The organism is Pseudomonas sp. B14(2022) (assembly GCF_012030485.1).
In the GTDB taxonomy this organism is placed as follows: domain Bacteria; phylum Pseudomonadota; class Gammaproteobacteria; order Pseudomonadales; family Pseudomonadaceae; genus Aquipseudomonas.
In genome coordinates this window covers 1-20,105 of record NZ_JAAUVM010000002.1, presented here as the reverse complement: position 1 = coordinate 20,105, position 20,105 = coordinate 1, and the positions used below count along the sequence as shown (strand labels likewise).

At 61.6% G+C, this 20,105-nt stretch carries 17 protein-coding genes and 3 pseudogenes; 12 read left to right on the top strand and 8 right to left on the bottom strand.

The window, feature by feature from the left end:
• The first annotated feature begins 4 nt into the window (after positions 1-4).
• Positions 5-832: a glutathione-dependent disulfide-bond oxidoreductase gene (yghU, locus tag HCF10_RS03575; RefSeq protein WP_131700753.1), complete on the top strand. Its 828-nt coding sequence runs from the start codon at positions 5-7 to the stop codon at positions 830-832.
• A gap of 68 nt (positions 833-900) precedes the next feature.
• On the opposite strand, the gene HCF10_RS03570 is transcribed toward yghU, so the two are convergent.
• Genes HCF10_RS03570 through HCF10_RS03560 form a run of 3 tightly spaced genes read right to left on the bottom strand, consistent with a single transcriptional unit; the run spans position 901 to position 3,642 of the window.
• Positions 901-1,827 carry a sugar ABC transporter substrate-binding protein gene (locus HCF10_RS03570; RefSeq protein WP_053139452.1) on the bottom strand — a complete coding sequence of 309 codons (927 nt, stop codon included), beginning with the start codon at positions 1,825-1,827 and terminating at the stop codon, positions 901-903.
• A 19-nt stretch (positions 1,828-1,846) separates the two neighbouring features.
• Positions 1,847-2,626, bottom strand: a complete 780-nt coding sequence (locus HCF10_RS03565; protein WP_167654890.1) for a TIM barrel protein — start codon at positions 2,624-2,626, stop codon at positions 1,847-1,849.
• Positions 2,626-3,642 (bottom strand): Gfo/Idh/MocA family oxidoreductase, encoded by a 1,017-nt coding sequence (locus tag HCF10_RS03560; RefSeq protein ID WP_167654889.1) that lies wholly within the window; start codon positions 3,640-3,642, stop codon positions 2,626-2,628. Before HCF10_RS03560 ends, HCF10_RS03565 begins: the two co-directional genes overlap by 1 nt.
• 185 nt (positions 3,643-3,827) lie before the next feature.
• On the opposite strand from HCF10_RS03560, the gene HCF10_RS03555 reads away from it, so the two are divergent.
• Complete coding sequence (locus HCF10_RS03555; RefSeq protein WP_167654888.1) at positions 3,828-5,801, top strand: sigma-54 interaction domain-containing protein; 1,974 nt, start codon at positions 3,828-3,830, stop codon at positions 5,799-5,801.
• A gap of 342 nt (positions 5,802-6,143) precedes the next feature.
• Here HCF10_RS03555 and HCF10_RS03550 read toward each other — a convergent pair whose 3' ends face one another.
• Complete coding sequence (locus HCF10_RS03550) at positions 6,144-6,440, bottom strand: DUF6124 family protein (protein ID WP_053128775.1); 297 nt, start codon at positions 6,438-6,440, stop codon at positions 6,144-6,146.
• Between the two features lie 521 nt (positions 6,441-6,961).
• On the opposite strand from HCF10_RS03550, the gene HCF10_RS03545 reads away from it, so the two are divergent.
• Both HCF10_RS03545 and HCF10_RS03540 read left to right on the top strand, forming a co-directional pair.
• Complete coding sequence (locus HCF10_RS03545; protein WP_167654887.1) at positions 6,962-7,810, top strand: EamA family transporter; 849 nt, start codon at positions 6,962-6,964, stop codon at positions 7,808-7,810.
• Positions 7,810-8,736, top strand: a complete 927-nt coding sequence (locus tag HCF10_RS03540; RefSeq protein ID WP_167654886.1) for a LysR family transcriptional regulator — start codon at positions 7,810-7,812, stop codon at positions 8,734-8,736. Before HCF10_RS03545 ends, HCF10_RS03540 begins: the two co-directional genes overlap by 1 nt.
• 27 nt (positions 8,737-8,763) lie before the next feature.
• Here the strand turns inward: HCF10_RS03540 and rtcR are convergent, their stop codons facing one another.
• Positions 8,764-10,344: an RNA repair transcriptional activator RtcR gene (gene rtcR / locus HCF10_RS03535; protein WP_167654885.1), complete on the bottom strand. Its 1,581-nt coding sequence runs from the start codon at positions 10,342-10,344 to the stop codon at positions 8,764-8,766.
• 213 nt (positions 10,345-10,557) lie between these two features.
• Between rtcR and HCF10_RS03530 the strand changes: the two genes are divergently transcribed.
• Genes HCF10_RS03530 through rtcA form a run of 3 tightly spaced genes read left to right on the top strand, consistent with a single transcriptional unit; the run spans position 10,558 to position 13,621 of the window.
• Positions 10,558-11,784, top strand: a complete 1,227-nt coding sequence (locus HCF10_RS03530) for an RtcB family protein (protein WP_167654884.1) — start codon at positions 10,558-10,560, stop codon at positions 11,782-11,784.
• A gap of 14 nt (positions 11,785-11,798) precedes the next feature.
• Complete coding sequence (locus HCF10_RS03525; protein WP_205885507.1) at positions 11,799-12,587, top strand: nucleotidyltransferase domain-containing protein; 789 nt, start codon at positions 11,799-11,801, stop codon at positions 12,585-12,587.
• Between the two features lie 8 nt (positions 12,588-12,595).
• Positions 12,596-13,621, top strand: a complete 1,026-nt coding sequence (rtcA, locus tag HCF10_RS03520; RefSeq protein WP_145338742.1) for an RNA 3'-terminal phosphate cyclase — start codon at positions 12,596-12,598, stop codon at positions 13,619-13,621.
• On the opposite strand, the pseudogene HCF10_RS03515 reads toward rtcA, so the two are convergent.
• Positions 13,618-14,160 (bottom strand): annotated as a pseudogene (locus HCF10_RS03515) (substrate-binding domain-containing protein); the annotation flags it as partial. The gene rtcA and the pseudogene HCF10_RS03515 overlap by 4 nt on opposite strands.
• 155 nt (positions 14,161-14,315) lie before the next feature.
• Here HCF10_RS03515 and HCF10_RS03510 point away from each other — a divergent pair.
• A pseudogene (locus HCF10_RS03510) lies at positions 14,316-14,585 on the top strand (Dyp-type peroxidase); the annotation flags it as partial.
• A gap of 78 nt (positions 14,586-14,663) precedes the next feature.
• Here HCF10_RS03510 and HCF10_RS03505 read toward each other — a convergent pair.
• Complete coding sequence (locus tag HCF10_RS03505; protein WP_131700763.1) at positions 14,664-15,536, bottom strand: undecaprenyl-diphosphate phosphatase; 873 nt, start codon at positions 15,534-15,536, stop codon at positions 14,664-14,666.
• A gap of 178 nt (positions 15,537-15,714) precedes the next feature.
• Here HCF10_RS03505 and HCF10_RS03500 point away from each other — a divergent pair, with 178 nt between their 5' ends.
• On the top strand, positions 15,715-16,221 hold the full coding sequence (locus HCF10_RS03500) for a GNAT family N-acetyltransferase (protein WP_145338740.1): 507 nt from the start codon (positions 15,715-15,717) through the stop codon (positions 16,219-16,221).
• On the opposite strand, the gene HCF10_RS03495 is transcribed toward HCF10_RS03500, so the two are convergent.
• Positions 16,199-17,143, bottom strand: a complete 945-nt coding sequence (locus HCF10_RS03495; protein WP_167654883.1) for a GlxA family transcriptional regulator — start codon at positions 17,141-17,143, stop codon at positions 16,199-16,201. The genes HCF10_RS03500 and HCF10_RS03495 overlap by 23 nt on opposite strands.
• Positions 17,144-17,315: 172 nt before the next feature.
• Between HCF10_RS03495 and HCF10_RS03490 the strand changes: the two are divergent.
• From HCF10_RS03490 to HCF10_RS03480, 3 genes and pseudogenes are all read left to right on the top strand, one after another.
• Positions 17,316-17,943: pseudogene (locus HCF10_RS03490) on the top strand (TetR/AcrR family transcriptional regulator).
• Entirely contained in the window at positions 17,940-18,617 is a 678-nt protein-coding gene (locus tag HCF10_RS03485; protein ID WP_131700766.1) for a type 1 glutamine amidotransferase domain-containing protein, read from the top strand. Before HCF10_RS03490 ends, HCF10_RS03485 begins: the two are co-directional and overlap by 4 nt.
• A gap of 78 nt (positions 18,618-18,695) precedes the next feature.
• Positions 18,696-19,820 carry an alkene reductase gene (locus HCF10_RS03480; RefSeq protein WP_145338737.1) on the top strand — a complete coding sequence of 375 codons (1,125 nt, stop codon included), beginning with the start codon at positions 18,696-18,698 and terminating at the stop codon, positions 19,818-19,820.
• Positions 19,821-20,105: the final 285 nt, after the last annotated feature.

The following is a 20,105-nucleotide window of genomic DNA, read 5'->3' as shown; positions in this document are numbered from 1 at the left end:
AAGCATGACCGAATATGTACCTCCGAAAGTCTGGACCTGGGACGCCGAAAGCGGCGGCACCTTCGCCAGCATCAACCGACCCATCGCCGGCGCCACCCATGAAAAGGAACTGCCGGTCGGCAAGCATCCGCTGCAGCTGTACTCCCTGGCCACGCCCAACGGGCAGAAGGTCACCATCCTCCTTGAAGAGCTGCTGGCCCTGGGGCACAGCGGCGCGGAGTACGACGCCTGGCTGATCAAGATCGGCGACGGCGACCAGTTCGGCAGCGGCTTTGTCGCGGTCAACCCGAACTCCAAGATCCCGGCCTTGATGGACCACAGCGGCGCCCAGCCGATTCGTGTGTTTGAATCCGGCGCGATCCTGCAGTACCTGGCCGAGAAGTTCGGCGCCTTCTTCCCCACCGAGCCTGCTGCCCGCGCGGAGTGCCTGTCGTGGTTGTTCTGGCAGATGGGCAGCGCGCCGTACCTGGGCGGTGGCTTCGGGCATTTCTATGCCTATGCGCCGAGCAAGATGGAATACCCGATCAACCGCTTTGCCATGGAAACCAAGCGCCAGTTGGATGTACTGGACCAGCGCCTGGCCGTGAGCGAATACATTGCCGGGGATGAATACACCATCGCCGACATTGCCATCTGGCCGTGGTACGGCGGGCTGGTCAAAGGCCGCTTGTATGGGGCGGCGGAGTTTCTGTCGGTGCACGAGTACAAGCACGTACAGCGCTGGGCCGACGCGATTGATGCGCGGCCTGCGGTGCAGCGTGGGCGGCGGGTGAATCGGGTGTCGGGCGAGGAACAGTTGCCCGAGCGGCATGACGCAAGTGACCTGGACTGAAGGCCTGCACTGTAAAAAATGTGGGAAGGGGCAAGCCCCTCCCACATTTGGATGTCCTTATCTTCGATTTACTTGTAGCGCTGTTCGAACACCGCCACCTGTTCCGGCTTAATGAGCTCGAACGGCACCCACACCTCCGACTCGATCGGCTCGCCCTTGATCATCTTGATCGCCGACTGCACCGCTTGCGTGGCCTGGGCCTTGGGGTCCTGGAACACCGAGGCGGTGAGCATGCCTCGCTTGATCGCCGCCAAACCGTCGGGCAAGCCGTCGATGCCAATAATCGCGATCTCACCCTTGGCCTTGCCCGACTGTTGCAAGGCCATGGCCGCGCCAATCGCCATTTCATCGTTGTTGGCGACGATGGCATCAAACTGCGTGCCCGCCAGCAGCCAGTTGCTGGTCAGGTCCATGCCCTTGCTGCGTTGCCATTCGGCGCTTTGCTGCTCGACCACCTTGATGCCGGGAAAGTCCTTGAGCACCTGCTTGGCGCCTTCGGTGCGGTCATGGGTGGCGTTCTGCGCGAGGTCGCCCATGATGATCGCCACATTGCCTTTGCCGCCGAGTTTTTCCGCGAGGTAGCGCATCTGCAATTGCCCGGCTTCGATATCGTTGGACGCCACGGTGACCACGCCCTTGGGCAAGGTGCGCTCATCCGGGTGGCGGTTGACGTACACCAGCGGCGTCTTGGCTGCCACGGCGGCGCGGGTCATGTTGGCGGTGGCGGCGGTGTCCACCGGCAGCACGATCACGGCGTCGACTTTCTGGTTAAGAAAGCCTTCGACCTGGTTGAGCTGGCGCACCACGTCGCCCTGGGCGTCTTCGAACTGGATCTGCACGTCCTGTTGTTTAGCGGCATTTTCCAGGCCGGTGCGCACGTAGGTCATGAAGTTATCGTCGACCCGCGCGATGCTCACGCCGATGCGATACGCGGCGAAGGTCCATTGGCTGAACAGCAGTAAAAACGCAGCAACAAGCAATGAATAGCGATGCATGAGGGTGTTCCTTTTATTGTTATAGGGTGAACGCTTGACGGAAACGCTCCAGGGCCAACTCGCTGTCGCCGCTGGCCCAGCCTTCGAGGCCGACCACGCCGTTGTATCCCATGGCGTGCAGGGCCCTGGCAATGGCCGGGTAGTGGATTTCGCCGGTGCCGGGCTCCTTGCGTCCGGGCACGTCGGCCACCTGGATTTCACCGATGGCGCTGCCTGCGCGCTGGATCAGCTCGATCAGGTTTCCTTCGCCGATCTGCGCGTGGTACAGGTCCAGGTTCATTTTCAGGTGCGAGCTGCCCACGGCTTCGATCAGCGCCAGGGTGTCGTCGGCGCGGGCGAACGGGGTGCCGGGGTGGTCGACCTCGGTGTTGAGGTTTTCCAGCAGGAACACGCGACCGGCGTCTTCGCCCAGGCGCGCGATTTTTTCCAGCGCCTTGCACGCGCTCAGCCACATGCGTCCGGTGGTCTGGCTCACGGGCTGCACCGGCAGGCCGCCGTCCCCCAGGCCGGTGCCGTGCAGGTTGAGGCTGGGGCAGTTCAGGCGCTCGGCGACGCCGATGGATTCGCGCGCGCTGTCGAGCAGTTGGCGGATGCCGTCGGGGTCGGTGAGGGTACCGCTGATATAGCCGGTCATCGAGGTGAAATCGGCGCCGGTGGCGGCCAGGGCGCTGATGTCTTTATTGGTCCAATTCCAGATCTCCGCGCTGAAACCCAGTGCATGGATGCGCTTCACGCGCTCGATGAAGGGCAGGTCGAGAAACACCATCTCGGCACTGATCGCCAGTTTGAACGGGCTCATCAGCGGGCTCCCTGCACGGCCACGGCCTTGCCGGTTTCGAACGACTCGATACAGGCGCGGGCGATCGCCAGGGCGGCACGCGCGTCTTCACCACTGGCCATGGGCTTGGCGCCGCTGCGCAGGCAGTCGACAAAGTGGTTGAGTTCGGCGATGTAGGCGTCGCGCAGCAGGTCGGTGTCCATGCGCTGGGTGTCGGCCTGGATGCCCTGGGCCAGGTAGCGCACCAGGTCGGAGTCGTTGAGGCTGCCCATGCTCAGCATGCCGGCGCTGCCGAACACTTCGCCGCGTACGTCGTAGCCGTACACCGCCTGGAAGTTGGCCTCGGCGGTGGCGATGGCACCGTTGTCGAAGCGGATCGCGACCACGGCGGTGTCGAGGAAACCTTTGCTTTTGTATTCCGGCGCGATCAGTGCGTCGGCCATCACATACACCTGCACCGCTTCGGCACCGGGGTTGAGGTAGCGCAGGGTGTCGAAGTCGTGGATCAGGGTTTCCAGGAAGATCACCCATTGCGGCGAATTGGCCGGGTTGTTGAGTGCCGGGTCGCGGGTCAGCGAACGCAACAATTGCGGCGTGCCGATGCGGCCGGCCGCCACATCGAGGTGGGCAGTGCGAAAACTCTTGGCGAAACGTCGATTGAAGCCGACCTGCAGCGGCACGCGCGCATCGGCCGCGGCGGCAATGGCGCGGTCGGCTTCGTCGAGGGTGATGGCCATGGGTTTTTCGCAGAAGATCCCCTTACCGGCGCGGGCGGCGCTGATCACCAGTTCGGCGTGGCTGCGGGCGGGGGCGGCGATGATGACGCCGTCGATGTCCGGGTCGTCGAGCAGCTGCTGCGGGTCGGTGTAGACCTTGTTCACGCCCAGTTCGACTGCCAGGCGTGCGGCTTGACCGGGAGTGGGGTCGGCGATGGCGGCGAGGGTCGCGCCGGGGATGTGTCGCGCGGCGGTCAGGCCGTGGAAACTGCCCATGCGACCAGCACCGATCAAACCCAAGCGGATGTTCTGTGTACTCATGAAATGACCCCTTTTTATTGTTGGCCGTAGGACAGTCCTGACTGGCAAAGGGGCAGGAGCAAAGGTTATGCCAATTTATAAGTGTCTGATAATTAAGGATTTATAAAATACAATAAACAAAATGTGTTCATTTTGATGACATGCCTATACTGACATGTCAAAAACATGAACATGGATACCTCCCGATGAGCATGGCGTTCAGCGTACAAGACCTCGACTACCTGACGGCCCTGGGGCCTGCGGCGCTGAACGACGGCCCCGTTGCTGCGCTGGAACAGGCGTGGCGCGCGTGCCTGGCCGGGCAGGTGCAGCGGCCGGCCGAGGTGCGTCAGGTAATCTGGGACTCGTGGCGGCGCAGCGTCGAAGCCGCTATCGACCCGCAGGACAGCCAATACCGCTTCGCCGCCGCCGACACGCTGGCGGTCACCCTGGCCAGCCATCGCGTGCTGATCGCCGCCGCCGCGCAAGTCATGCACGGCTTGTTGGCCTACAACCCTCGGGGCCATATCAACCTCACCGACGCCGATGGCATCACCCTGTATTTCTGCGGGCTGGACATCACCCCCGTCGGCAGTCGCCTGCTCGAATCGGTCCAGGGCACCAACTGCACCGGCCTGGCCCTGGCCGAGGACCGCCTGGTGTACGTGCTGGCCGAAGAGAACTTCGGCAGCGGCCTGCGCCAACGCCGCATGCACTGCGCCGCCGCGCCGATCAGGAATGCCCAGGGCCAAACCCTGGCGATGCTGACCCTCACCGCCGAACCCGGCTGGTTTCACTTTCACACCCTCGGCACCGTGCAAGCGGCTGCCGAAGCGGTCTCCCGCCAAATGGCCCTGCAGGCGCTGTTGGAAGAGCAGCAAACCGTGCTCGAAGTCCTTAACGAAGGCCTGGTGGTGCTCGATGAGCATGGCTGCATCAAGGCGCTCAACCGTTACGCCCGGCAACTGTTCGGGGTGGGGCTGGAACTGATCGGCAGCTCCTTCCAGCACCTGGGCCGCAGTGAGTTGAGTGACGCCATTCTTTTACGCGGCGGTGAGCCGGTGCGTGACCTCGATTGCACCTTCCACCTGCACGACCGCAGCCAGCTCGCTTGCCTGGTCTCGGTGTGCCCGCTGGAGCAGGGCGGGGTGATCGTGTCGCTGCGCGAGAACCGCCGCATCCGTGAAATCACCCGCCGCATCATCAGCACCCAGGCCCGCTACACCTTTGACACCATCCAGGGCACGTCGCGGGCGATCCAGGACGCGCTGCACCTGGGGCGCATCGCCAGTCGCAGTGAATCCACCACCCTGATCCTCGGCGAAAGCGGCACCGGCAAGGAGCTGTTCGCCCAGGCCATCCACAACGCCAGCGACCGCGCCAACGGCCCGTTTGTGGCGGTCAACTGCGGCGCGATCCCGCGCGATCTGGTGCAAAGCGAGCTGTTCGGGCATGTCGAAGGCGCATTCACCGGCTCGGCCCGGGGCGGGTCGGCGGGCAAGTTTGAACTGGCCGATGGCGGCACCATCTTTTTGGATGAGATTGGGGATATGTCCTTCGACGCTCAGGTCAGCCTGTTGCGGGTGTTGCAGGAAGGCGAGATCACCCGCGTCGGCGCGAAAAATTCACGGCCAGTGGACGTACGGATCATTGCAGCCACCCACCGCAACCTCAGCCAGGCGGTGGCCGAAGGCGCGTTCCGTGAAGACCTCTACTACCGCCTCAACGTACTGAACCTGACCGTGCCGCCGCTGCGTATGCGCCGTGAAGATATTCCGCTGCTGGCACGGCACTTCCTCACGCGCTGCGCCCGTTCGCTGCGCAAATCGGTACAGGGTTTTTCCCCGGACGCGCTGGAACTGCTGTCGGCCTACGGCTGGCCGGGCAATGTGCGAGAGCTGGAAAACAGCATCGAGCGCGCCACCAACCTGGCGACGGGCGAACTGATCCAGGCGGCCGACTTACCCCTGGAAACCAGACCGCGCGCCACGCTGCGCCACTACGAACCCCAGCCCGCCCAAGACTTGAGCAGCCACGAAATGCACGCCATCGTCGCCGCACTCAAAAGCACCGGCGGCAACATCCGCCTGGCCGCCCGGCAACTGAACGTATCGCGCGGTGGGCTGTACAACAAGATGAGTCGATTCGGGCTGAGTGCCGGGGATTTTCGCGGGGCGTAAGGTCAAAATGTGGGAGGGGGCTTGCCCCCGATAGCCATAGGTATCTACACAACGTTGGCTCAACGCTGAAAGCGCGGCAGATAGGGCTGGTGTGGCGAGCGGGCTTGTCCCGCGTTGGGCTGCGCAGCAGCCCCAAAACCAGCCTCTACAGAGTATCTGATACACCGCGATCTTCTTGAATGGGGCTGCTACGCAGCCCAACGCGGGACAAGCCCGCTCGCCACAGGGAGATTTGTCAGGGGCTGAAAAGTTGTGTAGATACCCTTGCCCCGATAGCGGAGTGTCAGTTGACATCCACTTAACTGACCCACCGCCATCGGGGGCAAGCCCCCTCCCACATGTCTAACCGCGTTTCAGGCAGTTGATGGAGCGATCCACAGTGGTTTTGGCAATTTCCAGCAAATGCCACACCGCCAAGATCTTCGCCCGCTCCGGGCTTTCCAGCTGTTCCCCGCAATCCAGCGCAGTCGCCGACGCACTGTCGAGCAAACTGGCTGTGTAGAGCAGGGCATCTTCAAAGCTCAGGTCTTCGTTGACGGAGTGAAAGCCTTGGGTGGGGAGATAGTGATCGATGGCGCGGTTGAAGGCGGCGCGGTCTTTGGCGGGATCGTGGGGTGGATCGGGTAGGACTTTGTTCATGGTGTAATTCCAACTGGTAGGTAAGGAACCGAACCTTTCGCGACTAAACGTCGGGTGGCGGCTGTACGCAGGTTAGTCGACCGGCCAGTTGAACCCGGCGCACCCGAAGGTGCCCTGCGCACAGCCACCATGAACATGGCGACAGCTTGCGCAAACTGGTAACGGGCGACTAAACCCGATCACTGATGAGCAGTGACGGACCGCAGACTAGCCACCGATTCCAGCAGGCACAAGGCGGCCAGGATTGTCTAGGAAACGTCCTGCAATTAAAAGGGACCGGCCTTGCTGGCCCTTTACAAACCATGACAAAACGCCACCCGCCCACCAATGGAACGCGGTCAATGTGGGAGGGGCGGTGGCTACGTAGGGGGCTGACATAGCCATCCATTGATTGGTTTTTATCTGTAGGAACGGTCTGCCATGACGGATTTTGACGGCAAAGCTGACGAGCTTTCGCTTCTAGCCGGTACACAGGGACGCGTTAAATGGCGGCCCGTTGCTTCTCTCCACAGCCGAGCCCCATGGACAACTCCGACATCGCCATCACCCTCGTCTTGATCTCCGCCCTCATGCACGCCACTTGGAATGCCGTCGTCCGCGCCGGCAGCAGCCGCTTCATGACCTTGGCCATGGTCGACGGCACTGCATTGCTGATCTGCCTGGCGGCGTTGCCGCTGGTCAATGTGCCGAGCCCGCAGGTATGGCGCTACGTGCTGGTTTCCGTGGTACTCAATACGGTCTATCGATTGTTCTTGATCAAGGCCTATGAAACCGGCGATTTCGGCCAGGTCTACCCCGTGATGCGCGGCGTGCCGCCGGTGTTGGTCGCGCTGTTTTCCTACTTCTTGCTGCATGAGCAACTGTCAGTCCAGGCCATGGCGGGGGTGCTGTTGATTTGCGGGGGGATTATCAGCCTGACGTTTGTGCGCAAGATGACGGCGCAGATGTTCAAGCCGATTCTGATGGCCGTGTGTGCGGGGGTGTTTATTGCGTCCTATACGGTGGTGGATGCCAAAGGGGTAAGAGCCAGTGAGACCGTGTTGCAGTACATCATTTATCTCACGGTATTCCAGAGCATTCCGATCCCGTTGCTGGCGTTTTTCAAGGAGCGGTCGGCACTCGCTCAGGCTGTACGCAGTCATTGGCGGGTGGGCGTGATGGGCGGCGTTTTTTACTTGGCGTCCTACGGTCTGGTGCTGTTTGCGCTATCGCTGGACGCGGTGGCCAAGGTCTCAGCGTTGCGGGAAACCAGTGTTATTATCGGCGCCATCATTGCTGCGCTGTTCTTCCATGAGCGGTTCGGCTGGCGACGGATGCTTTCGGCGTTCGTCATTGTTTGCGGGATCATCCTGATCAAAGTGAGCACCTGATGGCCCAGCGCCCGCCACCCACGCCGATGCTTCAAGCCTTCGTCAGTGCCGCCCAGACCGGCAGTTTTGCGCGTGCTGCCTCCGAGTTGAATCTCACCGCCAGTGCCATCAGCCATCAAATTGCGGGCCTGGAAGAGTGGTGGGGTGTGCAGCTATTCGAGCGGCATTCACGGGGTGTCAAACTCACGGCAGCGGGGCAGGCGCTGTTGCCGGTGACCGATGGCTTTTTCAAAGAGCTGGACGCTGTGCTGCACTCGCTCAGCCTGAGCAAATCCCAGCCGCTTTACCTTTCGTGCACCTCTTCACTCTGTTCAACCTGGCTGATCCCCAGGATGCATGACGCTCACGCAGAAGCCTCGTTCAACCTTGACTTGGTGCTGACCAGCGCAGACATCAGCAGCGCTAACTGGAGCGCTCATCCGTTCGATGTCGCGGTGGTGATGGGGTATGGAGACTATCCGGATCACCATGCTGAACTGTTGATGCGCGATGAAGTGTTCCCTGTGTGTTCAGCGGAATTTCAACGTGTGAATGGCAATATTGCGGTGGCGGAGATCGCGCGGTACCCGCTGATTCATCGCGTCGATGATCAAGTGTGTCCAAGCTGGGAAAGCTGGTTCGCGTTCCAGGGCCTCACTGCGCCGCCGTATCACCATGGGCCGCGCTTTCCGGATTCCAGCCTGGCGATCAGTCTGGCGGTCAAAGGGGGTGGGATTGCTCTGGGCAGGACGGCGTTGGTCTATGACGCATTGAAGGACGGGACCTTGGTAGCGCTGAACGCGCCTGTAATGATGTCGCCCGCTGCGTACTACATCATCTGCCGAAATGGACGAAAGTCAGAGCCCGATATCGCCCGGTTGTTTCATTGGCTCAAATCTCAGGCGGACGAATTTATGCGTGAGGTGAAATCCCACAGGGGCAGTTGATCTAACGCGCCGCGATTTTCGCAGTAGCTAGGGCTTCAACTGCTTCCAGTCAATCGAAAACCGCGCCAGGTATTTGCGCAACCGATCTGCATCGTTCGGTTGTGCCTTGGCCTGGCGTGATACGCCAAACAAGCGCCGGCCTGCGTCGGAGAGGCTATCGGATTGCTGGCATACGTCGATGACGGCCTTGAGTTGCAACTGGTCGAACAGATCCAGGTCGGCCGGCAGTGACGCATGGGGTGCGTTGATCCCCCAGGCATAACGCAGGCGCTGTATTTCTTCGTCAACCTGGGTTTCATCGATGCGCCCGCTGTCGGCGAGTGTCGCCATACGTGTGATAGAGGCGGACAGTTCGCGGAAGTTACCCAGCCAGGCCGCCTCGCCGGAGCAGGCAAATGCCAGGTACTGACGCCGTGCCTCCAGGTTGAAGCGTACGCGACGGCCGTGCTCGCGGGCGTGACGCTGCAACTCGAAGTCGATGTTCGGCTCGATGTCCTCGCGGCGCCCCGACAGGCCTGGCAGGTCAAAGGTCCACAGGTTGATACGCGCATACAGGTCTTCGCGAAACAACCCTTCGGCGACACGCCCGCGCAGGTCGCGGTGGGTGCCGGCGATGATCAGGAAGTCACTGGTCACTTCGGTGTCGGCGCCCATCGGGTAGAAGCGTTTTTCTTCGATGGCCTTGAGCAGCATGGCCTGTTCATCCAGGCCCAGTTCGCCGATTTCATCGAGGAACAGCATGCCGCCATGGGCTGCGCGCAGCAGGCCGTCGCGAGCGTTTTGCGCGCCGGTAAAGGCCCCCTTGATATGCCCGAACAGCGCGGACATCGCCCCATCGCCGCGCAGGGTGGCGCAGTTCACTTCAACAAAGCGGCCCTGCACCTGATGGCGGCTGCGCTTGAGTTCGTAGATGCGCCGGGCGAGAAAGGATTTGCCGGCGCCAGTCGGGCCGATCAACAGCATCGGCGCCGTTGAGCGTACGGCCACACGTTCGATCTGTTCGATGGAGGCATTGAACGCACGGTTGCGCGTGGCAATTCCCGATTTGAGAAACGCCAGGCCTTCCAGGCGCTCGTGGGCAAAGCGCGAAGCGATGCGGTCGTAGCGCGACAGGTCGAGGTCGATCAGGGTGTGGGTGCCGGTGGCGGGCGCGATGTCGTCCTGGCGGCGTGAAGGGGCTGTCTGGATCAGGCGTGCCGGCAGGTTGCGCGCCTCGGTCAGCAGGAACCAGCAAATCTGCGCGACGTGGGTGCCGGTGGTGATATGCACCAGGTAGTCCTCACGCTCGGTGTCGAAAGTGTAGGCACTTGTGAAATCGTGCAGCGCGCCGTACACCTCTTCGAAATCCCAAGGGTTGACCAGCGGCATCGGGTGCAGGCGCACCTCCGTGTGGGGGGAGATCTGCTGGATGTCGGCGCGCACCCGCTCGGCCAGGCTGGTATCGCGAGCGTCGACGTCGTGGATCAATTCCAGGCGATCGATCTGCACATCCTCTTGCTGGCACAGCCCGACGCTGGGGCGCCAGTGGTTCCAGCGATTAGCTCCCTTGCCGACGCGATCGAGCTTGGAACCGATAAATCCGATGGCGACTGTGCGCTTGTACTTCATGACTGGACCAAAATATAAGTAACGATATCTAAGGATATGAATGATGTGACCGGCTTGTCATGGGTTTTCAGTGGATAAAAATAAAAAATACAAAAATATCAATGTAAAACAATAGTTTGTAGATTTTTTAGAAGCGTGCGGCAAAAGCTGGCACGTCTGCTGCTATCACCTGATCAACGCCGCAACGACGGCTTTCAAAAAAGAATCGAGATCATGCAAAAGAACACCTGCCAACTGCTGGAAGTCGCCAACGGCAAACCGATCAAGCTCTGGACCGAAGGCGTGCCGGTTGAGCCCGAAGCCCGCCAGCAACTTATGAACACCGCCAAGATGCCGTTTATCTTCAAGCACCTCGCGGTGATGCCGGATGTGCACCTGGGCAAGGGCTCGACCATCGGCAGCGTTATCCCCACCGTGGGGGCGATTATCCCCGCCGCCGTGGGGGTGGACATCGGCTGCGGCATGATCGCCGCGCGCACCACGCTGGTGGCCGGGGATCTGCCGGACAACCTGCATGGCCTGCGTTGCGCCATTGAAGCCGCCGTACCCCATGGCCGTACTCGCAGCCGTAAAGGCCGTGACAAAGGCGCTTGGGAAGACGTGCCAGCACAGGCTGACCAGGTATGGGCTAGGTTGCATCCGCGCTTCAAGGCGATCACCGATAAGTACCCGCAACTGGAACGCAGCAACCACCGCCAGCACCTGGGCACGTTGGGCACCGGCAACCACTTTGTCGAGGTGTGCCTGGATGAAGCCAACCGCGTCTGGTTCATGTTGCACAGCGGTTCGCGGGGCGTGGGCAATGCCATCGGCAACCTGTTTATCCAATTGGCTCAGGCGGATATGCGTCAGCACCTGGCCAACCTGCCGGACCGCGACCTGGCGTATTTCGAAGAGGGCAGCCAGCACTTCGATGACTACGTGCAAGCAGTGGGCTGGGCCCAGGATTTTGCCCGGCAGAACCGCGAGTTGATGATGCGCGCGGTGGTCCAGGCGACGCGCCAGGTGATCAGTAAACCGTTTGAAGTGGCACTGGAGGCCGTTAACTGTCATCACAACTATGTACAAAAAGAGCGGCATTTTGGCGAAGAAATTTTGGTGACCCGCAAGGGCGCGGTCTCCGCAAAAAAAGGCGAGCTGGGGATTATCCCGGGCTCCATGGGCGCCAAAAGCTTCATCGTGCGCGGCCTGGGCAACGAAGAATCGTTTTGCTCGTGCAGCCACGGCGCCGGTCGCACCATGAGCCGTACCAAGGCGAAGAACACCTTCACCGTCGCCGACCAGATCCGTGCGACCGCCCATGTGGAGTGCCGCAAGGACGCGGATGTGATCGACGAAATACCGATGGCCTACAAGGACATCGACCAGGTCATGCACGCCCAGCGCGAGTTGGTGGAAGTGCTGCACACCTTGCGTCAGGTGGTGTGCGTCAAAGGATAAGCGGAGGAATCGAGATGCATAGGGAAGAACGACACCCGTTGAGCGACGCCATGCGCGCTCGGGTCGTGCAGGCGCTGGACAAGATAGAGCACGAGCGCAATGTGAAGGTGCTGTATGCCTGTGAGTCGGGCAGCCGCGCCTGGGGTTTTGCCTCCACCGACAGCGATTACGATGTGCGCTTTGTCTACGTGGAAAAACCTGATTGGTTCATGCAGGTGGACGCGCCGCGTGACGTGATCGAACGTCCGCTGGATGACGAATTGGACGTGAGTGGCTGGGAACTGAGCAAGACCTTGGGCCTGCTGCGCAAATCCAATCCCACGTTGCTGGAGTGGCTGGATTCGCCGTTGGTGTATCGCCAGGAAACCGAGGCCGCCGCGCAACTACGGGCGCTGGCCGAAGCTTTCTACAGCCCGCCGGCCGCGCGCAATCACTACCTGTCGATGGCCAGGAAAACCTTTCGCGGTCACCTGCAAGGTGAAACGGTGCGCTTCAAGAAATACTTCTACGTCTTGCGGCCGTTGCTGGCGGTGCGTTGGATCGACCTGGGGCTGGGGCGGCCGCCGATGACCTTCGCTGACTTGCTGAGCACGGTGAACGACGCGCAACTGTTGGATGAAGTGGCGACGTTGCTGACGCTCAAGCGCAATGCCGGTGAGGCGGCTTATGGTCCGCGACGTCCGGCGCTACACGCATTTATCCAGGCTGAACTGGAACGCGAAGTGCCGGTATTGCCAAGCACTCGGGAAGACTCACAACGACTGGACCGCTATCTGCGGGACACGGTCAAACGCTTTGCATAAGGATGGCTATGAAGCAGGACGTGATTGAACTGGATGGCGCCATTGGCGGTGGCCAGGTATTGCGCAGTGGTGTGAGCCTGTCGATGGTGACCGGGCGCACATTGCTCATCAGGAACATCCGCGCCAAGCGCAGTCGCCCCGGGTTGATGCGCCAACACCTGACAGCCGTGCTGGCAGCGGCCGAGGTGTGCAGCGCTCGGGTGGAAGGCGCTGAGCTGGGGTCGCAAACGCTGCTCTTTGCACCCGGGCCGATTCAGGGCGGCGACTACCGCTTTGTGATCGGCACCGCGGGCAGTTGCACCCTGGTGCTGCAAACGCTGTTGCCGGCGCTGTTGCGGGCCACGGCCGCCAGCCGAGTGACCATTTGCGGCGGCACCCACAACCCGCTGGCACCGCCGGTGGACTTCTTGCAACGCGCCTGGTTGCCGCTGTTACGGCGCATGGGCGCACGCGTTGAGTTGAGCCTGGTCCGGCATGGTTTTGTCCCGGCAGGTGGCGGCGAATTGCAGGCGTTTATCCAGCCCGGCGAACTGGCGCCGTTGCACCTGATGCAGCGTGGCAAATTGCTGGAGGCTCGGGCGACCACACTGAACGCCGGCTTGCCCGCTCAGGTCGGCGAGCGCGAGTTCAAGCGTGTACGCCAGCGTTTGGGGTTCAGCCCGGCACAGCTGTTTACGGTCGAGATAGATCCCGATCATGGCCCGGGCAATGTGCTGATGCTGGAGTACGCCCACGAGCACGTCACTGAAGTGTTCAGCGCCTTTGGCATGGCCAGGGTCCGTGCTGAAACCGTCGCCGATGAGGCAATCAACCAGGCAGTGGAATGGCAGGGCAGCGACACGGCGGTGGGCGAACACCTGGCGGACCAACTGCTGTTGCCGATGGCATTGGCGGGCGGTGGCAGTTTCACCACGGCGCATATGAGCGAGCACTTGCACAGCAATATGGCGGTGATTCGCCGCTTTCTGCCGATAGTGATCGAAAGCCATGAGCAGGAAGAGGGGGCGTTGAAGGTGGAGTGCCGGGCGCTCTAAAGATTCTCCGAGGTGACGATCTGCGGCGCGATATACACCCGATGCCGCCCCGGATCAAACCCCTCGGCACTCTGCAATTCCACCAGCAACTGCACCAGCGCGTTCGCTGTCTGCCTGGGCTGTGAATCCATCACCACATCGATCAACCCCTGGCTCAGCGCCTGGCGTGACAGCTGCGTGGACTCCTGCAAAATGCAGCACAACGCCGGGCGCTTGGGCAGTTGCGCGAGGGCGCTGATGATGCCGTCGCCGCCACCGCCCACCACGCACAGGCCACGCAGGTCGGTGTGGCGGGTGAGCAGGTCGAGAGTGGCTTCTTCGGTGATGTCGCAGTTGTCCAGGTTGATCAGCGGCTCCAGCGGTTTGAGACCGGGGGCGTGTTCGGTGAGGTAGCTGTGCAGGCCTTCGACCCGTGCCTGGTGACCGAGAAAGCGATGGCCGCCGAGCAGGATCCCCACGCTGCCTTTGCGTGCGCCACAGGTGCGGGCGAGCAGCCAGCCCATGGTGCGGCCGACCACGTGGTTGTCCTGGCCCACGTGAACAGGTGCAGGTGTCGCTGGACTTCCCCCAGCACCAGGCCTGGGTGCAGCGCTTTACCGCGTGGTGGCGCTACGGGATCGAAGGCTGGCTGGCCCGCCCCGACACCCCGCACAGCCTGTCCTTCACCTGCGAACTGGGCCCGCCGCCCTATGCCATCACCGACGAAGACGGCGAAGAAGTGAAAATCCTGCGCGACAACATGCCCTTCGGCCGCCCGGGTGCCGGGGAGTTCGGCACCTACTTCATCGGCTACGCACGCTCGCCGCAGCCGCTGGAATTGATGCTGGAAAACATGTTCGTCGGTCGCCCGGCAGGCAACTACGACCGCTTGCTCGATTTCAGCACGGCGGTCACCGGCGGGTTGTTTTTCGTGCCATCGGCCGACCTGCTCGAAGCACTGGCGGAGCGTACGGGCGGGCTGTAAGGCAAAGCAGTTCAAATGTGGGAGGGGGCAAGCCCCCTCCCACATGAGATTTATGCTGGGTTGAGACGAGGGTTTGTATCAACTCAGCAGCCCGGTACTTACCGCCACAATCAGGAACACCCCCAGCAGCGCGCGATAGATCACAAACGGCCAGGTGGAGAACCGCTCCAGGAACTTCATCAGGCCCCAGATCGCGAAGAACGCCGAGACGCTGGCCACCAACAGCCCGAACAGCAAATGCGGCCAGGCATGGGCGGGCATATCGGCATGCAGCAGCACCCACAGCTCCTTCAAGCCGGCGAGGGCGATGGCGGGCAGGCCCAGCAGGAAGGAAAAGCGTGCGGCTTCTTCGCGTTTGAAGTTAAGGAACAGGGCGGCGGTGAGGGTCGAACCCGAACGCGATACGCCCGGAATCAACGCGCCGATCTGCGCGACCCCGACGATCAGCGCATCGCGCAGGCGCATCTGGCTGACCTCGCGGGTATGCCGTGCACGCAGCTCGGCCGCCGCCAGCAACACCGCCATCACCACGCAGGAAATCCCGATCACCATCAGCCCGCGCAGCGGCGAATTGCAGGCGTTCAGGGTCGATGACAAGGCCAGCCCGGCAATCCCGATCGGGATAGTCGCCAACACAATCGCCACGGCCAGCTTGAACCATTGATCGTTGTAGTCGCCCCGGCGCACCGCGCCGATGCTGCCCGTGGTCACTTGGCGCACATCGCGCCAGAAGTAACTGACCACCGCCGCCAGTGCCGCCAACTGCATGGCCGCCGAAAACGCCGAGCCGGGGTCTTGCCAGCCGAGCAGGGCGGGCACTACGCGCATATGGGCGGTGGAGGAGACCGGCAACAGTTCGGTAATGCCCTGGATCACGCCCAGGATGAAGATCTGCAAGTAGTCCAGGGAGGCGAAGCCCACATCCAGGCCGGCGGAACAGACGTTCGTCAAAATACGTGTCCTTGAGGAAAGGTAGAGATCGGCGAATTCTATTCGAAATGTTTCAGAGCTTTGGCAGGGGCCGCCGCTATTTGCAATCGGTTCAGCAAGTAGAAAGGTTCGTGGCGCTATTGGACTGCGCCGAGGTTTTGTGAACAATGGCGCCCTGCGTTTTTTGACCGAGAGCCCAATGCCTGAAACTACCGTGGAACTGATCCAGACCGGCCCTGAAGAATCCGAGTTGATCCGCAATCTCTACCAGTACTACGCCTATGAGTCGTCGGACTGGGAGCAGGAAGATGTCGAGGCGGACGGCCGTTTCTACATCCATGACGAACACCTGACGCGCTACTGGCAAGACCCGCAGTGGAGCGCCAACCTGTTGCTGGTCGATGGTTATATCGCCGGCTTCCTGCTGATCGAAGGCAGCGAGTTGCCGGGCATCGACGCCTTGGAACTGGCCGACCTGTTTATCCTCAAGCGCTATCGCCGCAAAGGCATTGGCCGCGCCATCGCCACCCAGGTGCTGTGCAGCGGCGCGGCGGATTGGCTGGTGCGGTTTTATGACCAGGACGAAGTGTCCCAGGCGTTCTGGCGCTCGGTGCTGGATAACCTGCCGCGCCCGGTGCAGGCCCTTGAACTGGCGGATGATCCGCAGTTGATGAGTTACCTGGTTACGCGGGCGGTGTTGCATTAAAGGTTTGCTGCATCGCCTGCGGCGGCTGCCCGAACGCCCTTAAAAACGCCTGGCGCATGCGCTCGCGGTCACCGAAGCCGGTTTCGCGGGCCACCACTTCCACCGGGTGCCGGCTGGTTTCCATCATCGCCCGCGCAGCCTCAACCCGCAGGGATTCGATGGCCTTGGCCGGGGTTTGCCCGGTTTCTTCGCGGAATACCCGGCTGAACTGGCGCGGGCTCAGCCGGGCCACGTCGGCCAAGGCGTCCACCGACAGGTCGTGTGTGAGGTTTTCACGGGCGTAGGCCAGGGCCAGTTGCACGCGGTCGGACTTGGGGTCCAGCTCCAACAGTGCAGACAACTGCGATTGCTCACTGCCCCGACGCTGGGCGATCACCAGCTTGCGCGCGATGCGCCGGGCGAGGTCGCTGCCCAGGTCGTTCTCCACCATGGCCAGCGCCATGTCCACCCCGGCACTCATGCCGGCGCCGGTCCATAGCTGGCCGTCGACGATAAACAGCTTGTCTTCTTCCAGGCGGATGTCCGGGTAGCGCTTGCGAAAGGCAGGCGCGTGGATCCAGTGGGTGGTGGTGCGCTTGCCGTCGAGCAAGCCGGCTTCGGCCAGCACGAAGATGCCCATGCACAACGAGGCGACGCGCCGCGATTGGGCCGAGGCGGCCTTGACCAGTTCCAGCAGGTTGGCCTCCGGCAGGCGAAACTCCAGGTAACCGCTGACAATCAGCGTGTCATAGCCTTGTGGCCGCAGAGGCGAGGTGTTCACCGAGAAACCCTGGGACGTCATCACCGCGCCGCCGCTTTCCGACACCAGGTGAAACTCATAGGCAGGTTCACCGCGCAGCAGGTTCGCGCACTCGAACACCGAGCCGAGGCTGAGGCTCAGGGATTGGAAGTTCGGGTAAACCATCAGCGCAACGCTGTGCATCGCATGTCTCCAGGGGCGTGGGAGGGTGGATTGTCGGCGCGTGCCCGGTAAACGGCAACCCACTTCGGGTCATGTCCGGAATCCTTGCGCATATGACATTGTGAGGGTTTGGCGCCGCCCCTAACATTCCCTCAACGAACTAGACGACTGGTCTAATCGGACGGAGTGAAGCATGAACAGCGAAACTAAAAGTGCACGGCAGACCATTCTCGACACGGCGCAGTTGATTGTTGGCCGTAAAGGATTCTCTGCGGTGGGCTTGAACGAAATACTTCAAGCCGCCCAGGTGCCTAAAGGTTCGTTCTATCACTACTTCAACTCCAAGGATGGTTTCGGTGTCGTGTTGCTCGATACCTACTTCGACAACTACCTGCACGGCATGCAGCAACTGTTCGACCAGCCCGGCTTATCCCAGCACGCCAAGTTGATGCGTTATTGGCAAGCCTGGATCGACAACCAGACCGGCTGCACCGATGCGGGCAAATGCCTTGCCGTCAAACTGGGTGCTGAGGTGTCAGACCTTTCAGAGCCCATGCGCCTGGCGCTGGAACGTGGCACGTCGCGCACTATCGATTTACTCGCCATCGCCATACAGCGCGGCCTTGAGGACGGTTCCCTGAACGTCGATCAAGCCCCTGCAAGCCTGGCCCGGCGCCTGTACGCGCTGTGGCTGGGGACCAGCGTCATGAGCAAGATCACCCGTACATCCGCGCCTTTTGATGAGGCGTTGCTGCTGACCCGACAGCTGTTGGGTTGCCCTGGACACACTGACATTCACTGATCGAGGCACTGGAAAATGAAAGTATTAATGGTACTGACCTCTCACGACCAGCTTGGCGACACCGGCCGCAAGACCGGCTTCTGGCTCGAAGAATTTGCTGCACCCTATTACGTGTTCAAGGACGCCGGCGCCGAACTGGTGCTGGCTTCCCCGGCCGGTGGCCAGCCGCCGCTGGACCCGGTGAGTGACGCGCCCGACGCGCAAACCGAGCAGACCCGCCGCTTTGCCGCCGACCCTGCCGCGCAACAGGCCCTGGCCAACACCGTCAAGCTGGACACAGTCAACGCGGACGACTTCGACACCGTGTTCTACCCAGGTGGCCACGGCCCGCTGTGGGACCTGGCAGAGTCGCCGGTGTCCATCGCCCTGATCGAGTCCTTTGAACGGGCCGGCAAGCCTGTTGGTTTTGTCTGCCACGCACCGGGCGCCTTGCGTCACGTCAAGGCCGTCAATGGCGAGCCGCTGGTCAAGGGCCGTCGCGTCACCGGCTTCTCCAACTCGGAAGAAGCGGCGGTGGGCCTGACCGAGGTGGTGCCGTTCCTGATTGAAAATGATTTCAAAGCACTGGGCGGCAACTATCAGAAGGGCGCCGACTGGCAATCCTTCGTGCTCGAAGATGGTTTGCTGATCACTGGACAGAACCCTGCCAGTTCCAGTGACGTGGCTAAGGCGCTGCTGAAACTCACCGCATAAGTTAATTAACCCTGCTAATCATTGGCGACTTGCAACAGTCGCCAATGCTTTTGTTCGTCCCGAATTTGGATTACCCCAATGACTAACAGCGTTTTAAGTACCCCGGTAAAACTGGGTCATCACACCTTGAACAACCGTATCGTATTGCCGCCGCTGACGCGCCAGCGCAGCGCACAACCCGGCGACATCGCGACCGACCTGATGGCCAAGTATTACCGCCAGCGCGCTACGGCCGGTTTCATGGTCAGCGAAGGCACGCAGATCGAACCGCGTGGCCAGGGCTATGCCTGGACGCCGGGCATCTACACCCCGGCGCAGATCGACGGCTGGCGCAAGGTCACCGACGCGGTGCATGCCGAAGGCGGGGTGATCTTTGCCCAACTGTGGCATGTGGGCCGTGTGTCCCATAACGCCTTGCAGCCTGAAGGCGCCGCACCGGTGGCACCGTCGGCCATTCAAGCCCAGCAAGCCAAGGCCTTTATCGAAACCGGGCCTGGCGAGGGTGAATTGAAGCAACCGCCGGTGCCTCGCGCCTTGAGCGTGCTCGAGATTGAAGAATTGGTCGGGCACTACGCCCAGGCCGCACGCAATGCCCTGGACGCCGGGTTCGACGGCGTGGAAATTCACTCGGCCAACGGTTACCTGGTCAACCAGTTCATCTCGGCCCATTCCAACCAGCGCGACGATGAATACGGCGGCTCGCTGCATAATCGCCTGCGCTTTTTGCGCGAGATCGTCGAAGCCGTCAGCAAGGTAGTCGGGCCGGAGCGCCTGGGCGTGCGGTTCTCGCCGCTGTTCAGCGGCACCGACCAGGACCGTGTGTACATCGGCCTGGTGGAAGAAGATCCGCACCACACCTACATCGAAGCGATCAAGGTGTTGGAGGAATCGGGCATCGCCTACGTGTCCATCGCCGAAGCCGACTGGGACAACGCCCCCGTGCTGCCCGACAGCTTCCGTGAAGCCGTGCGCAGCACCTTCAGCGGCCGCATTATCTATGCCGGTCGTTATACCGCTGAACGCGGCGCGAAACTGGTGGAAGCCGGGTTGGCGGATTTGATTGCATTCGGACGGCCGTTCATTGCCAACCCGGACCTGCCGCAGCGGCTATTCAAGGGCTGGCCGTTGAACCCGCTGCGGGAAGAGGGGATGTATGGTGGGGGTGAGGTTGGCTACATCGACTACCCCACTTACTCCGAGTAAGAACGCAGTCAATGTGGGAGGGGGCTTGTTTCCGTGGCGGCCTTCGGGCCGACCATGTCGTTGGATTTGATTGAGTACATATCCGTTGCTGCGGTAACGGCTGCTTAGGGTTCCGCTCTTACAGCGGGTCACTTTTGGAAGAGCGCCAAAAGTAACCATGGACTTGCTCCCTCGCAGCGGACGCCAAGAAGCGATATTTTAATCGTAACCTTGGAGGCACTTATGGCACAGCAAACCCGCCGCAGTTACACCGACGACTTCAAAGCCCAGGCAGTGACACTCGCC